We start from the raw sequence: 14,651 nt of genomic DNA on the forward strand, positions 1-14,651 counted from the left end.
TTTGATCATGAGTACTTTTGAGTCACTGGGCCTCTCCCAGTCTATCACTGAAGCTGTGTCTGCTATCGGCTTCGAATCTCCAACTGCCATTCAGGAACAAGCCATTCCCCGCCTGCTTTCCGGCGAGGAAGACTTCGTGGGCCTGGCCCAAACGGGTACCGGCAAAACGGCGGCTTTTGGCCTGCCGCTGCTGCACCGAACCGACGTGGCATTGCCATTCGTACAATCTCTGGTGCTGGCCCCTACCCGAGAGCTTTGCCTGCAAATCTGCAGAGAACTGGAGTCTTTCTCAAAAAACCAGACCAAGCTGAAAATCCTCCCGGTATACGGAGGAGCTGACATTCGCCGGCAGATAAAAGCGCTTGAACAAGGCGTGCAGGTCCTGGTAGCCACTCCTGGCCGTTTGCGTGACCTCATGCGCCGGGGCAAAGTTGATTATACCCACCTGCAGCAAGTCGTGCTGGATGAAGCCGATGAAATGCTCAATATGGGCTTCAAAGAGGAAATTGATGAGATACTGGAAGCCGTCCCGGAACAACGCCGTACCTGGCTTTTTTCGGCTACCATGCCACCGGATGTCCGCCGAATCTCTCAGGACTATATGGATAACCCCTTTGAGCTGTCGGTAGGCACACAGAACTCCGGCAACGTAGACATTAGCCACCAATACGTAGTTTTACGCCCCGCAGAACGCTACGAGGCACTACGCCGGTTCCTGGATATGGAGCCGGACCTCTTCGGGCTCGTCTTTTGCCGCACACGCCGGGAAACCGCAGAAGTGGCAGAACAACTGACCCGGGATGGCTACAAAGCAGATGCCATCCACGGTGACCTTAATCAGGCACAGCGCGACCGGGTCATGCAGGGCTTCCGCGACCGCCGGCTGCGAATCCTGGTGGCCACGGACGTTGCCGCAAGGGGCATTGATGTCGACAACATCACCCATGTTTTCCATTTCAACATCCCGGATGACCTCAACTTCTATACCCACCGCTCCGGCCGTACCGGGCGGGCTGGCAATAAAGGGATTAGCCTCGTCCTCGCCCATCCTAAGGACCGGCACCTGCTCCGGAAACTGGAGAAAGTCTCCAAAATCACATTTGAAGCGGTGGAAATCCCCTCCGGCCCAGCTATATTCGAACAGCGGTTGATGCGCTTTTTTGATAAAATCAGTGAAGCATCACCAAACCCGGAACTGATGGACTATCTACCGGAGATTGCTGCTAAGTTCGAAGGCTTGTCCCGGGAAGAACTGCTGCTCCGGGTTGCCTCTGCCACTATGCCTAAAAAGATGCAGGCTTACGCCAAAAGCAAGCCGATCGGGCAAAAACCACGGGCAGATAAAGCCTTCCTGAAGCCCAATGAGTCCCGCCGGGTATTCGTCAATATCGGTCAAATGGATATCAATGGCAAAGGGGAACTCCTCGCCTACCTGTGCGAAAAGGGGGGCATCAACGGTGCTGACGTCGGAAAAATCGACCTGCAGAAAAAGCATGCCTTCGTACAGGTTGAAGTACAGGCTGCTGCCTCACTGATAAACAAACTCGATGGGCAAACCTACGATGGCCGCACACTGCGGGTAAACGATGGCGGGCCACAGCCGGGGCAGTCCAATAAGAAACGCCGGTCTTTCCCCAAGCGCAAAAAAGGCAAAAAGAAGTTTGCAAAGTAAGCCTGCAAGGCTCCGATTTTAACGGGTTTTCTGCTATATTGGATCCCGGGGCACAGCAAATGCCGCGCCCTGCTATTTCTTTGATCACAACAAACAGAAAACCCACATTATGGCAGATTCAAAAGGCACCTTGCCCCGCGTAGCCTACTTTTGCATGGAGTACGGGCTGGACAACCGCTTCAAAGCCTATGCAGGTGGCCTGGGCATCCTGGCTGGCGACTATATGAAAGGCGCGAAGCAGTACGACTACCCTATCGTCGGCATTGGCATTAAATGGAAACAGGGTTATACCGACCAATTCATTGGGGAGGATGGCAAGCCCTACGATTCTTACCGCAACTACAACTACGACGACTTTATGGAGGATACCGGCATTACGGTGAATGTCGAAATCCGTGGCCGAAATGTCGCCTGCAAAGTCTGGAAACTCGAGGCTTTCGGCAATGCCCCGCTCTACCTGCTCGATACGGATGTGCCGGGTAATGAAGATGGCTGGATTACAGGGCAGCTCTACGGCTGGTTTGGAGAAGAGCGGATCGCGCAGGAGCTGGTCCTCGGTGTAGGCGGTGTGAGGGCTCTCCGCTCCCTGGGCATTGAGGTAGATGTCTACCACTTTAATGAAGGTCATGCCCTGTTTGCCGGCTTTGAGCTGATGCGCGAAAAGATGGAAGACGGGATGACTTTCGAGGAAGCCTGGGCTGCAAGCAAAAACGAAATCGTATTCACCACCCACACGCCTGTAATTCAGGGCAATGAGTCCCACCCGGTCGACCGCCTGATGTACATGGGCGCCAACCTGGGCATGAAACCCAGCCAACTCCGCCGCCTGGCGGGCGACCCTTTCAATATGACTGTGGGAGCATTGCGCCTTTCCAAAAAATCGAATGCCGTAGCTCAATTGCACGGCGAGACGGCAAACCAAATGTGGAAGCACATCCACGACCGTTCCGATATCGTTGCCATTACCAATGGTATCCATCAGGGTACCTGGGTGGATCAGGCGATGCTTGATGCTGCTGAGGCTGGCAAAGACCTCTGGGAACCGCACCTGAAGAACAAGCGGGCACTCATTGACCTTGTCAAACGCAAGAACGGTGTTACCCTCGACGAAGAAAAGCTGATCATCGGCTTCGCGCGCCGCTCCGTGCCTTACAAGCGCAGCGACCTGATCTTCTCCAAACCTGAAGTTATTGAGCCTTACCTGAAGGAAGGCAAGATTCAGCTCGTCTTTTCCGGTCGTGCCCACCCCCTGGACGATACCGGCAAAGCGATTGCAGCCAATCTCGTGCGCATGTCCAAGCTCTATCCCAATGCCGTGGTCTTCCTGGAAAACTACGATATGGAAATTGGTGCCGCCATCACCCGCGGCTCCGATGTATGGCTCAACAACCCACGCCGCCCTAAGGAAGCAAGTGGAACTTCCGGCATGAAAGCCTCTATGAACGGGGTGCTCAACCTTAGCGTACTCGACGGCTGGTGGCCGGAAGCCTGCCAGGATAGCGTCAATGGCTGGCAGATCGGCAATGCCTTCGAAAGCGACAACTTGGAAGAACAGGATGACAACGACCGGGAGGCGCTCTACGACGTGCTGCTGAACAAAGTCGTGCCCACCTACTACGATAACCGCAAAAAATGGCTAAAAATGATGCACGCCAGCATTCAGAGCACCCGCGATGCCTTTGGAGTCAAGCGGATGCTGGAAGAGTACTACGATTTGCTGTACACCGCGTAGTGTAAAACAAGCAGCCTGGGAGAATATTTAAGCCTTTCCCAACCTGCAAAAATCAGTATTGAAGGGTAACCGACCGAAAAATTGGCCGGTTACCCTTACTTTTGGGCAAAACCGTGCTGTATGAAAAAAACGCCCTTTGCTGGACTGATACTACCCCTCCTTTTCCTGTCTTTTGCCGCGCTGAGCCAAAATGAAGGCAACATCTGGTATTTTGGCAACCAACAGGGTATTGACTTCTCTTCTGGTGACCCGGTCCTGATCACCAATGGTGCGCTGCAAACATCGGAAGGTTGTGCCTCAGTTTGTGATACAGATGGCAACCTTTTGTACTATACCAACGGAGGCGGACGCACTACCCCGGGACAACCCTCGGGAAGCATCTGGAACGCCAGCCATAATGTGTTGTACGACATGGAAGGGCTCCGGGGCGGTGGCTTTGGTGCCGTTCAGTCTGCCCTCTTTATCCCTAATCCGGGCAATGCCGATGAGCATTACCTCTTCACCATGGAAGAGCGGGAGTTTGCCAGCGACGGGCTGCCCGCTGGCCAGTTGCAGGGACGCGGGCTCACGCATTTTTTGCTCAACCGTACCCTGAATGGCGGGCTTGGGGGCACTGTATTTGAGGATGACCGGCTTCATGTCCCCAGTTTTGAATCCCTAAGCGGCACTCTGCACGGGAATGGTACCGACTTTTGGGTCATCATTGTGGATGACAATACCGGTGATTTTTTCAATTACCGCGTGACACCCACAGAAGTCTTAGGTCCAACGCTGGAAGAGCGGGACGTCATTGATTCCCTGGCTGGCCCGATTAAGATTTCTCCGGCGCGCAACCGGCTGTTCGTTGGAGGCGTGCTGTATAATTTCAATGCCAATAATGGCAATATTTCCAATCCCCGGACCCTGCCCGGAGCCGTCAACTCCATTAGCTACTCCTTCTCCCCCAACGGCAATTACCTGTATGTGATGGAACCTACCGTCAGCGGTTCTTTGCTGGTGCGTTACGAACCGCTCAATCCCGGTTTCCTGTCCTCGAGAACCATCCTCGGGCCAGGCCCAAATGAACGCCTTGGCGCCATGCAGCTTGCTCCGGAAGGCCGCATTTACCTGGTCTCCTACGATGAAGATGCCCCTCAGGTCACCCACCTGCATGCCATTAATTGCCCCAATTCAGAACAAGCCAATCTGGAGGAGGAAGTCTTTAATTTTCAGACCCCGGATCAGCCCTTCCTGGGCCTCCCCAACTTCATGGACTACATTTTTGACACCCAGGAAACCCTGATCGCTGACCTGGGCCCGGATACCACCTTTAGTTGTGATAATGGCCCCATCACCCTCATCCCCCAGACCAATGGCGATGCCTTCCTGTGGTCGGACGGCTCTACTGATACCAGCCTGACGGTTACCGAACCCGGGATTTACAGCCTGACCGTTACTGCAGATTGTGGCATGGTGAGCGATACTATTGAAGTGGAGGAACTGACAGACACCGTCATTGTAAATATCAACGGCCCGAACACCCTCTGCACAGGCGATACCGCCACTTTCGCAGCAACGGCAAATATATCAGGTACTTTACTCTGGTCTACCGGAGACACCACGGCCACGATACAGGTGACTAATGGCGGGCTCTACACCATTTTATTTACCGACCTCTGTGGCCGGCAGGCAACGGATACCCTGATGCTAAATGTGCTGGACGTGCCGCCTATACTTCTTCAGGCACCCGATGCCCTTTGCCCCGATGAAACAGCCGGAGCAAGTGTGTTTTCAGAGGGTGCTACAGGTTATACCTGGTCAAATGGCAGTGTGGGCGACAGCGTAACGCTGACCGGTGGCGGCACCTACCACATCACCGTGACTAACGGATGCGGGGAATTTGATACCGTCTTTTCCATAGACAGCCTAACTTTTCCCACACTGGAGATACAAGGAGCTGCCCCGCTCTGCCCGGGCGGTTCCGTGCAGCTCAAAGCAGCAACGGAACCTCAAAATGACGTACAATGGTCCAATGGAAGCACAGCCGCCCTCACTACGTTTACCACCCCGGGCGTTTATACCGTGTTGGCCACTAACCTCTGCGGCACGGTCATGGATAGCATTGACCTACAGCCTATTGGATGCGAGAATTGCTTCTACGTCCCCAATGCCTTCTCTCCAAACGAAGATGGCATCAATGATGGTTTTCTGCCCATTGACCTGTGCCCTATGCAAAACTACCGCCTGCAAATCTTCTCCCGATGGGGCGGGCTTGTGTTCGAAAGCGATCAGCTTGGACAAAGCTGGGATGGTAAATCCGGCAGCGAACCGATGAACCCTGGCGCCTATATTTGGCAGCTAACTTACGAACAGGCCGGGCAGCAACAGGTGCAGTCCGGTATGGTACATTTGATCCGATAGCATTGATCTGTGCGGCGTGGAGTGACTTTACTGTAAGTGAACATCCAAACAAATAACGGTTTTCGTAATTATATTATAGGAACCGCAAAAACTCCACAAACACATTTCTATGCAAAAGCCATCTTTACTATTCCTTCTCGTACTATGCCCATTTTTTCTGCTTGCCCAGTACAAAACAGTGAGCCTGGACTTTGAAAGCACCTACATTTGGGATAACAACCCGCTTCCGGCGGAGACGAATATCCTCTTCACCGGGTCCATCCCTTCCTACATCGACCGGGTCGAGCTGAATATTAAGCCTCCCAGAGGCAAATCCACCGTACTGCATTCCGCCGTATGGCAGCGCCCGCTGGACAATAAGTAAAAGACCTACAGCCTGCCTGTCAATTACAAGTTCCGCTCCTCCGGCAGTTATGATATTGAGGTCTTGTATTTTCAAACCCTAAGTAATGCGCAGCGGACAGTACTTGTACAGACTCTCAACAAACGGCTGCAACTATTTTTGGAAACGCAGCTCACTCAGGAGTCCAAAACCATCGAATGGGAAAACAAACCTAAGCGCCTACTACAGGAGATGAACGACTTGCTGCAGGCCGATCTTCAAAACTACCGCACCGGTATTGCCGCTCCGGCTCAGGAGTTGTCCAACCTGGTAGCCCTGCAGATGGAAAAAATGGCGGATATGCGCATGCGGGAAAGCGTGGGGCAGGTCCGCATGGCTGAAGAACGGGTGCTGCTGCGGCAACTGCTGCAGGACGAGCTCGATCGCATGCTGCCCGCACCACTTTACAAAATTGCGGACGCCCGTTTGCTGGAAGACTGCCCGACCGAGTCTAAGAAAGGCGCCCTGGCTGTCAATGCCGGTTACGGAGGCGTTTACTTTAGTGGCGACCTGGGGAAGACCTGGATTACGATACGGCGCCCTACGTGGGTTTGTCCTTCCCCTTAGGCAACAGTGCCTTCGCGCCCCGCTTTTTCAGCAATACGTACATTGGATTTGGCTTATTCCTGCAAGACTTTGAAAATGCAGACGAGCAAAAGCTCACTGGCCCTATCACCGGACTGCCCATTTACGCCAGTCTGGACTATAAGCTTTTCCAGTTTGTTTACCTGAATCTGGGAGCCACCTTATTGGAAGAAACCACCGCCGGCGGCCGGCAGGAACTCCTTGTGCGCCCCTTCATCGGCCTGAGTGCAAAGGTGAATCTGTCTGTACAGTTTGAGCGATAAGCATTTAAGATGGCAGGTCATCCCCTGAAAGATGACCTGCCATTCAACCAAAAGATCAACCTCTTTCCACCGGACAAGTCATACAGTGCGAGCCGCCCCGGGCCCGGGAAAGCTCATTGGAAGGCAAGGCAATGATGGTATTTTTCACCTCCTCCGGCTTGAGCGAACCATCCTGAAACGCTTGCAACATACTCGTAGCGTGGATGATTTGATACCCGGCGCTGCGGAAAGCCTTCTCCGTGTAAGGATTGCGGTCGTAGGTGATTGCCACGCCTGGCTTCAGGGCCACAAGGTTGCAGCCATCTGTCCACTGCTCCCGGTCCTGATAGGGCGAAATGCCTTCCCCGCTGAGGATGAATTCCATGTCCGGGTTAATCTCTGCGTGGAAAAACTCCTTAATGGAAGGATAATGACGGGTAGCTCCGTTGGAGGAAAACACTTCGACATAAGAACCAAGCCCATCCAACACAATTGGCTTGAATGCCACGATGTGGTTGGTATTGATTTGCGTAAAAATGGTATCAATGTGCATGTAACTGCGGTCGGTTGGGATATTGATCTGCACGACATGCTTCACCACGCCTTTTTTGAAAAGGACTTCTTTGAGCGACTGAATGGCATGGGCGGTCGTCCGCTCACTGCAACCGATGAGCAGGTAGTCTTCGTTAATGATCATCACATCTCCGCCTTCGATACTCACCATTTCCCGGCGGCGGGAAGGCGGGAATAGCTCTACGTTGTTCAGGTTGATGATACGCCCCTCTTTGCTCAGTGCATTGAAAATGGGGTGTGCCCAAAAAATATAGCGGGTGAGGAAATTTTCGCGGAAGCGTGCTTCCTTAGCCGCTTTGGTGATGATGACATGGTCGTTGACCGTAACCGCGATGTCCCGGGTGAAGATGAAGTTTGGGATAGGATCAAAGAGAATCATATTCTCTTGCTGCAGGTAGCCCGTGATCAGCGTCTCCGTTAGCGCTTTGTTGTCCAGTTTCAGGAGCATATCCTCGTAGGAGCGTGGCAGTTCCTCATAATCGATGATTTTCTCGATCATCTCCTTTTTGTCGGCTTCCGAGGCAGCCTCCAGGGCTTCAAAGAGGAGGTCTTCTGTTTCGAGGACATTCTCCTCTCCTACAAAGTGCTTTAGAATTTCCGAAAACACATCGTGCTCTTCCTGCATCTGCGGCAGGTACACGATATCGTCAAACAAGAGCTCTTCGGCCCGCTTTGGGCTAATGCGGGCAATGCCCTCATCGGGGCGGTGAATGATCACGCGTTTAAGTGGCGCAATTTCTGAAGCCACGTTTACAGTTACAGCCATACTTGGTTAGGATTTAAAGGGATACGACTTTTTCGATCTCGTAAATGGAATTGATTTTTCCGGCAAAGATGCAATAAAACTTGGGATTTTCATGGAGGACAGATATCTCCGTAGGCCGCCCATCGTCAATATAACTGGCTTTAAGTTTAGACTTAACGGTAAACATCGAGGTGAAGTACTGAAACTCCACCTTGTCAGTAAAGTAATGCCGGATTTGCCCCAGCATTTTGCGGTAATTGCTGGCCGGTTTGGCGGGGCAGAAGTTGCAGATGTCCGTAAAGTCCGGGCGGCAGTTGGTGTTCACCTGCTGACAGTCGAAGGTGGGCAGGTTGTCGTAGGAGACTTTATGGTGGGTGTAGGCTACGCTTGACAGGGACAGCAGCCCGCTTTTGCCGTAAGGCATAATGGAGCCAAAGGGACCGTCCATAATCGTCAGCCCGATATCCCGGACCTGAGGGGAATTGACGAAAGCCATTTCTGAAATCTCATGCATCAGGTCGATATCGCGCACGCCAAAAAGGCGGTTGATGGCGTTGCTACCGGCGTAGGTCGCGTTGATCACCTGACGGGCTTTAACAGTTTCAAGCTTACCGCTTTCGAGAGCTTTTAACCCGACCTGCCATTGGTCGCCATCGGCTGCTGCATTGACCACTTCCGTGAAAAGCCGGGGCGTCACCTCCGGGCTTGCCTCGTAGAGCCGCTGCCGGTAGTATTCTGCGATGAGAATGGGGTCGAAGGTGTACTCCACGGTCTTGTACAAAGCCTCGAGCCGGTGGTAGTTGAAGTACGGATGGCGCTCCACCGGCTCGCAGGGAATGCCGATGAAGGCGCAGAACCGTTCGAACTGCGCGGCATCCGTAAAGGAGCCAAAGCGGTCGATGGCGTAGTACTTCTCGAACTCAAAGTTGATAAAATCCTGATGGTCAGCGGTAAAGCGCGCTTTGTTGTCGTCGGACATCCGGGCCGTTGCCACACTACGCGGATAGTGGTAACCGCTGTGCAGCCGCGCCTGATTGACGATGGAAGCCTTTTTTAGCAATACCTTTTCCTTCTCCACGAGCAGTACCCGCTGCCCTTGCCCCCGGAGAAACAAAGCCGCATATATACCAAAAATACCGCCGCCGACGATCAGGAAATCGTACTGCTCCATATTTAAAATTGTGCCGCTACCTGTTTGAGCCCTTCGTAAAAATCACTGTAATCATAACGCTGCAGGGCCTCATGGAAGTTGAGCGTATGCTCCAATTGCTCCGGCCGGGAAGGGCCAATCAGTATGCCGCCTACATCCGGGCTGTGAAAGGCATAAGCCATGCCACAGTGGTTCATATTGGAGACCGCAGGGCGACCGGGCTGCTCATTGGCCCCCGCGAGTACTTCTTGCAAGGACCCGACGATGGGGTACGGCTTGTCCGTATCTCCGCCCCGTGCTTTCAGGGAACTGCCCTGATGATAAGCCGCCGCATCAAGCTTGATCCCCCCGGCATTCACTCCGTAGGTAATGAACCGGGGCTGCCCGTGGAAGGGTTTGTAGCGCTCGTAATCCGATTGCAGCAGGTTGTGTTTCATTTGTATGCGGAAGTCGAAACCATAGGCTTCATTCACCTTAGCATGCACCTCCGGATGACGGATACCGGACAGCCCCAATCGGTAGCCCAGGTCCTTTGCGCGCTGAAAAGCCTCAAACGTAGCCTCGATTTCTTCGGTAGCCTCCCGGTTATCCCAGTGGAGCATAAATGTGTCGAGGTTGTCCCCAAAGGCATAGCGGTACTCATCGAGCATGATGAGCAGGAAACTTTTGGACAAATTGCACTCCGGCGTACGCATATTATTGACACTCCCCACTTTCATCATCACACGGAGATCATTGATAGCGTGAGCATTGATCCATTGCAGGAGGATTTGCTCTGCCAGGCGGAAGTCCTCCGGGTTTTTATTGATGGGATAGTTGGTGGACCCATCCACCTCCCGGTAGCCCCGGTCGTATAACTGGTCAAGGAGTTTGAAGGCGGTGGCGCGTTCGGTGGTCCACCCCCACATTGCAGTGCCTAGTATTAATGTCGGCGCAGTGCTCATGGCCGTCGTTTTTTGAGTTCGATCATGGAGTTAATGTAGCGCTTGGCCAGAGGCAGGATTTCCACCCGGCTGCTGCTGACGTCATCTGTCCACTTGACGGGCAGTTCGTAAATCCGCTTGTTGAGCCATTCGGCTGTGGTGAGCAGCTCCGTGGAAAAGAACCAGCCATCGTTTTGCGCCCCGGCTTCGTGCAGCTCCGGATACACCTCCCGCTTCAGCCATTTGAATCCGCACATCCCATCTGAAAAGCCTACACCGAGGTACGTTTTAAGCAACAGGTTGAACACCCGGCTGGCCACTTCACGCTTGAAGGGCCGGTTGACGACTTTGGATTTGGGGTGCAGGCGGGAAGCGTAGACCACATCGTAATCCTCTTCAGCGATCGCCCGGTAGGCTTCCAGGAAGTGCGGCAGGTCAGTGGCCAGGTCGAGGTCCATGTACCCCACGATGTCTGCTTTAGACTGCCCCCAGGAGGTCTTCAGTGCCAGCCCGACGCCGCGGCGGGGCACTTTCACGAAAGTGACTTCCGGGATACGGTTGCTGAGTTCCTGCGCGATTTCCAGGGTCCGGTCTGTAGAGCCATTGTCGGCAATGACGATCTGCCACTGCCCTTCGGTTGGGAAATGGGTTTTCAGAAAGGCATGCAACTGCTCTACCTGCCGGGCCAAAGTCGGCTCTTCGTTCAGCACCGGAATGGTGACGTCAAAGGTCTTCATGCGTACGGGATTGGTCATTAGCGGCGAAGATAAACAAATGCGGTTGTAAAACTACCTGAATTTTGCGTTATTTGCAGTCCTCAATTCAATGATGATCATGAACAACAATTCTCACGTACAGCCCAAACCATTCTGGAAGCGCCCCGAAGGCGCCACTGGCGCTGTCTTTCTGGGGGCGCTCCTCGTTGGTGGCGGCTACCTGCTGTATACGGCATTGCCGACTCTGATCGATTTGGCGCAAAATACGCTCTACCTGGCAGGTATGCTGGCTGTACTGGCTGCCGTCGTTTACATGGTGCTAGACCCGCGCATGCGCAACCTTATCTGGTACATGTACCGCAGCGTGATGCGCTGGATTACCGGCATTTTTGTGGAGCTCGACCCCATCGGCATTCTCAAAAACTATGTGGACGACCTCAAAAAGAAGGTCAAGCAGATGGAAAAGCAGATCAATATCCTGCGCGGGCAAATGCACAAATTGCGGGAGTTGATCCACATCAACAAAAAAGAGATTGAGGCCAACCTCCAACTGGCCAGCAAAGCCAAAGCCAGCAACAAGCAAACGGTGATGATCCTGAAGTCGCGCAAAGCTGGCCGGCTGAAGGACTCCAACGTCCGGCTGGAAGACCTCTACCAGAAGATGGAGGTACTGTACCGCGTGCTCACCAAGATGCACGAGAATTCGCTTATCCTTGCCGAGGACGTGAAGGACCAGGTTATGATCAAGGAGCAGGAGCGCAAAGCCATCCACGCCAGCCATGGGGCGATGAACTCCGCTATGAGCATCATGCAGGGCGACCCGGACAAGCGCGCGATGTTTGATGCCGCTATGGAAGCCATCACCGATGATGTTGCCAACAAAGTGGGAGAAATGGACCGCTTTATGGAGATGTCCTCCAACTTCATGAACTCGATCGACCTCCAAAATGGCATTTTCGAGGAAGAAGGGCTCAAAATGCTGGAAAAGTGGGAAAAAGAGAGCACTTCACTCATTTTGGGTGAAGACGAAAAACAAAACCTGCTTTCTCAGGCCGCCAACGACAGCGATGTGCTGGACCTGGACCAGCCCATCAAGGAGCCGTTGAGGCAGGAAGGGCGGCGCAATCAATATGATACTTTTTTTTGATTAGCCTGTATTCAACCAAAAATTTATGGGTCAATTCCTTGCAGTGGGGATAGCTACAAAGGTACAGTTGCACCCTATTTCTTCCAGCTATCGAAAGCAATAAGGGTATACATCACAGGGTGAGTACTGAAGTACTAAAGTAATTCCCGAAAACGATTCCGGGTTTAGCGTAAACCATAGATAAATACCGTGCCTTTAGGTAAGAAACATCGGTAGATAATCCAGGTTTGAAGGCAGGTCCGTGCTGTAGGTACGGAATGTGTCAGCGCACCTTTTCCGCCAATATTGCATTCCATCCCTAAATTCCTTACCTTGAGATTAGATAATTCAAGTAATATGGCTGAGTCAGTATTAGCGGGGAAAATATCCTGCCCAGCCTCCAAATCCCGCTCCAACCTTTCATTCCTTAGCCACTTGAAAGGCTTCTGCTTCGTTCAAAGCTGAGGCTAAATTGTGCGCTCCTGCTTTCGAGAATCCCCGCTCCAACGCCCATGCTGTCCCCGATATTTTCAGCAAAAATGCCTGTGGCGCAGCTCCATACAACTGCTTCGACAGTGCCAGCACGGTTGCCGGTGACAACTGATGCGTTGTAAACCCGAAATCCGCATCGGCTTGCAGAGGAGTGAACGCAAAACCCATTGGCAACTCCTCCCGACAGGCATCTACAAATAGGACGGTGCGGTAACCGGTGATAAGCAGCGCATCCTCTACCTGCAGCTGATAACGGTAAACCACCTCTCCCTGAAAGTCATTACTTGCCTCCATCGCCTGCCCAAACGCCCACCCCAGCCCATCGTCCTGCCGGGCATCATTACCGATGGCAATCAACAAAAGTTCGTTTGCCGGTTTGGATTCGAGTGGATTCATGTTTAACTCGGGATTTAAGCGGGTCATACGTCCAGCGGATTATTGTACAGGCAACTGTCTTTAGTACGCTGCCCAATCAGTTGACCGCTATGATTGAACAATTCAATCCGTAACGGCATATCCCCGATGGCATGGGTAGCACAGCTCAGACAGGGGTCGTAGGCCCGGATGGCAATCTCCACCAGATTGAGCATGGGCTCCGTGATCTCCTGTTGCCGACTGAGTTCCCGTCTCGCCACTTCCTTTACCGCCCTATTCATAGGCTCGTTGTTGTGGGTGGTAGAGACAATAAGGTTACACCAGGTGACCTGCCCTTTTTCATCTGCCCGATAATGATGCATCAACGTGCCCCGTGGGGCTTCCACGACGCCCACGCCTTCTTCCTGCCGCTGTCCTTCCCGAACCAGGTCATCGCTCAGAATTTCCGGATCATTCAGGAGCTGTCGGGCAACTTCGGCACAGTGTAACATTTCGATGAGGCGTGCCCAGTGATAATACAGCGTCCGGTTGACCGGGCTGTGGCCCGAAAACCCGAAGAAGTGCTGCCGTTCCTGCTCTGCCAGAGGCGTGCCAATATGGCTACAGACATTAAGCCGGGCGAGTGGGCCTACACGGTTCCAGCCATCGGCTCTGCCCAGATGTTTCAGGTACGGGAACTTGAGGTAGGTCCAGGACTCTACCGCCTCTCCGAAATACTTGCGGTAGTCCTGTGCTGGCACGTCGTTCAGGGTGCGCTGCCCGCTTGCGTCAATAGCCCTCAGCTGCCCATCGTACAACTCCAGTTCGCCCTGAGCACCAACCAGTCCAAGATGTCCGGAGGGGTAATCCGCAAAGCTGTCCAGCCAGGCCCGGTTGGTTTCGTGATATTGCCGGAGCATCTGCAGGGTCTCCTGTGTCCACTCAATCATGGTGTCTACCGAAGGAATAGCTTCCCCATCCAGGAAAAACCGACGTTCTTCGGGGGTGAAGGTCTTGTAATTACCGCCCGGTACTGCCGCTACGCCATGTATGCGCTTTCCGGCAATGGCTTTGATAATTTCCTGCCCGAATTTACGCATCAGAATGCCCCGCTTCGCCAGGTCTTTGTTGGCCATAACTACCCCGACGATATTGCGCTCGGCTGCCGGTGTATCTCCCTTAAGGAGCAAGTCGGGCGAAGCCAGGTAGAAAAAGTGCAGAGCGTGCGATTGAAAGACCTGACCGTAGTGCAAAAGCCGCCTCAGCTTGGTGGCTGTGGGCGACAAGTCCCCGGGCATCAGTCCATGCAGTTGATCAATGGCTTTGGCAGCGGCCAGGTGGTGGCTTACCGGGCAGATACCGCAAAGGCGCTGCACAAGCACCGGCACCTCCCAGTACGGATGCCCCTGAATGAACCGCTCAAAGCCCCGGAACTCGACAATATGGAAGCGGGCTTCGCTGACTTCACCCTGTTCATCCAGATGAATGGTCACCCTGCCGTGCCCTTCTACCCGGGTGACAGGGTCAATGGTAATCTTGGTGGTCTTTTGGTTGGGCAT

At 53.4% G+C, this 14,651-nt stretch carries 13 protein-coding genes; 7 read left to right on the forward strand and 6 right to left on the reverse strand.

The window, feature by feature from the left end; genetic code table 11:
* Nucleotides 1-7 precede the first annotated feature (7 nt).
* From IX84_RS24360 to IX84_RS24385, 6 genes are all read left to right on the forward strand, one after another.
* On the forward strand, nt 8-1,672 hold the full coding sequence (locus tag IX84_RS24360; protein WP_052516359.1) for a DEAD/DEAH box helicase: 1,665 nt from the start codon (nt 8-10) through the stop codon (nt 1,670-1,672).
* 109 nt (nt 1,673-1,781) lie between these two features.
* On the forward strand, nt 1,782-3,404 hold the full coding sequence (glgP, locus tag IX84_RS24365; protein WP_044227028.1) for an alpha-glucan family phosphorylase: 1,623 nt from the start codon (nt 1,782-1,784) through the stop codon (nt 3,402-3,404).
* Nucleotides 3,405-3,524: 120 nt separating this feature from the next.
* Nucleotides 3,525-5,804 carry a gliding motility-associated C-terminal domain-containing protein gene (locus IX84_RS24370; RefSeq protein ID WP_044227031.1) on the forward strand — a complete coding sequence of 760 codons (2,280 nt, stop codon included), beginning with the start codon at nt 3,525-3,527 and terminating at the stop codon, nt 5,802-5,804.
* Nucleotides 5,805-5,913: 109 nt separating this feature from the next.
* Nucleotides 5,914-6,168 carry a hypothetical protein gene (locus IX84_RS24375; RefSeq protein ID WP_044227033.1) on the forward strand — a complete coding sequence of 85 codons (255 nt, stop codon included), beginning with the start codon at nt 5,914-5,916 and terminating at the stop codon, nt 6,166-6,168.
* A 138-nt stretch (nt 6,169-6,306) separates the two neighbouring features.
* Nucleotides 6,307-6,753, forward strand: coding sequence for a hypothetical protein (locus IX84_RS24380; protein WP_044227036.1), 447 nt, complete (start codon nt 6,307-6,309; stop codon nt 6,751-6,753).
* The gene (locus IX84_RS24385) at nt 6,732-7,034 is read left to right on the forward strand and encodes a hypothetical protein (protein WP_160213913.1); all 303 of its coding nucleotides are present in this window, start codon (nt 6,732-6,734) and stop codon (nt 7,032-7,034) included. The genes IX84_RS24380 and IX84_RS24385 overlap by 22 nt, the downstream gene beginning before the upstream one ends.
* Nucleotides 7,035-7,089: 55 nt before the next feature.
* Here the strand turns inward: IX84_RS24385 and IX84_RS24390 are convergent, their stop codons facing one another.
* Genes IX84_RS24390 through IX84_RS24405 form a run of 4 tightly spaced genes read right to left on the reverse strand, consistent with a single transcriptional unit; the run spans nt 7,090 to nt 11,141 of the window.
* A complete protein-coding gene (locus tag IX84_RS24390) occupies nt 7,090-8,352 on the reverse strand; it encodes an arginine deiminase (RefSeq protein WP_044227041.1) in 1,263 nt (420 codons plus the stop codon).
* Nucleotides 8,353-8,365: 13 nt separating this feature from the next.
* On the reverse strand, nt 8,366-9,502 hold the full coding sequence (locus tag IX84_RS24395) for an NAD(P)/FAD-dependent oxidoreductase (protein WP_044227042.1): 1,137 nt from the start codon (nt 9,500-9,502) through the stop codon (nt 8,366-8,368).
* Nucleotides 9,503-9,504: 2 nt separating this feature from the next.
* Nucleotides 9,505-10,425 carry an aldo/keto reductase gene (locus IX84_RS24400; protein ID WP_044227046.1) on the reverse strand — a complete coding sequence of 307 codons (921 nt, stop codon included), beginning with the start codon at nt 10,423-10,425 and terminating at the stop codon, nt 9,505-9,507.
* Nucleotides 10,422-11,141, reverse strand: coding sequence for a glycosyltransferase (locus IX84_RS24405; RefSeq protein WP_044227049.1), 720 nt, complete (start codon nt 11,139-11,141; stop codon nt 10,422-10,424). Before IX84_RS24405 ends, IX84_RS24400 begins: the two co-directional genes overlap by 4 nt.
* A 97-nt stretch (nt 11,142-11,238) precedes the next feature.
* Here IX84_RS24405 and IX84_RS24410 point away from each other — a divergent pair, with 97 nt between their 5' ends.
* Nucleotides 11,239-12,267 (forward strand): hypothetical protein, encoded by a 1,029-nt coding sequence (locus IX84_RS24410; protein WP_052516371.1) that lies wholly within the window; start codon nt 11,239-11,241, stop codon nt 12,265-12,267.
* A 399-nt stretch (nt 12,268-12,666) separates the two neighbouring features.
* Here the strand turns inward: IX84_RS24410 and IX84_RS24415 are convergent, their stop codons facing one another.
* Nucleotides 12,667-13,134 carry a hydrogenase maturation protease gene (locus IX84_RS24415; protein ID WP_044227306.1) on the reverse strand — a complete coding sequence of 156 codons (468 nt, stop codon included), beginning with the start codon at nt 13,132-13,134 and terminating at the stop codon, nt 12,667-12,669.
* 23 nt (nt 13,135-13,157) lie between these two features.
* Nucleotides 13,158-14,651 (reverse strand): Ni/Fe hydrogenase subunit alpha, encoded by a 1,494-nt coding sequence (locus IX84_RS24420; protein WP_044227053.1) that lies wholly within the window; start codon nt 14,649-14,651, stop codon nt 13,158-13,160.

It is taken from the genome of Phaeodactylibacter xiamenensis, from assembly GCF_000759025.1.
Lineage (GTDB): Bacteria > Bacteroidota > Bacteroidia > Chitinophagales > Saprospiraceae > Phaeodactylibacter > Phaeodactylibacter xiamenensis.

Bases quoted from the DNA above. Each gene is read 5' to 3' on its own strand.
- IX84_RS24360 (WP_052516359.1), top strand. From the start codon at position 8: ATGAGTACTTTTGAGTCACTGGGCCTCTCCCAGTCTATCACTGAAGCT.
- glgP (WP_044227028.1), top strand. From the start codon at position 1,782: ATGGCAGATTCAAAAGGCACCTTGCCCCGCGTAGCCTACTTTTGCATG.
- IX84_RS24370 (WP_044227031.1), top strand. From the start codon at position 3,525: ATGAAAAAAACGCCCTTTGCTGGACTGATACTACCCCTCCTTTTCCTG.
- IX84_RS24375 (WP_044227033.1), top strand. From the start codon at position 5,914: ATGCAAAAGCCATCTTTACTATTCCTTCTCGTACTATGCCCATTTTTT.
- IX84_RS24390 (WP_044227041.1), bottom strand. From the start codon at position 8,352: ATGGCTGTAACTGTAAACGTGGCTTCAGAAATTGCGCCACTTAAACGC.
- IX84_RS24395 (WP_044227042.1), bottom strand. From the start codon at position 9,502: ATGGAGCAGTACGATTTCCTGATCGTCGGCGGCGGTATTTTTGGTATA.
- IX84_RS24400 (WP_044227046.1), bottom strand. From the start codon at position 10,425: ATGAGCACTGCGCCGACATTAATACTAGGCACTGCAATGTGGGGGTGG.
- IX84_RS24405 (WP_044227049.1), bottom strand. From the start codon at position 11,141: ATGAAGACCTTTGACGTCACCATTCCGGTGCTGAACGAAGAGCCGACT.
- IX84_RS24410 (WP_052516371.1), top strand. From the start codon at position 11,239: ATGAACAACAATTCTCACGTACAGCCCAAACCATTCTGGAAGCGCCCC.
- IX84_RS24415 (WP_044227306.1), bottom strand. From the start codon at position 13,134: ATGAATCCACTCGAATCCAAACCGGCAAACGAACTTTTGTTGATTGCC.
- IX84_RS24420 (WP_044227053.1), bottom strand. From the start codon at position 14,651: ATGCCCAACCAAAAGACCACCAAGATTACCATTGACCCTGTCACCCGG.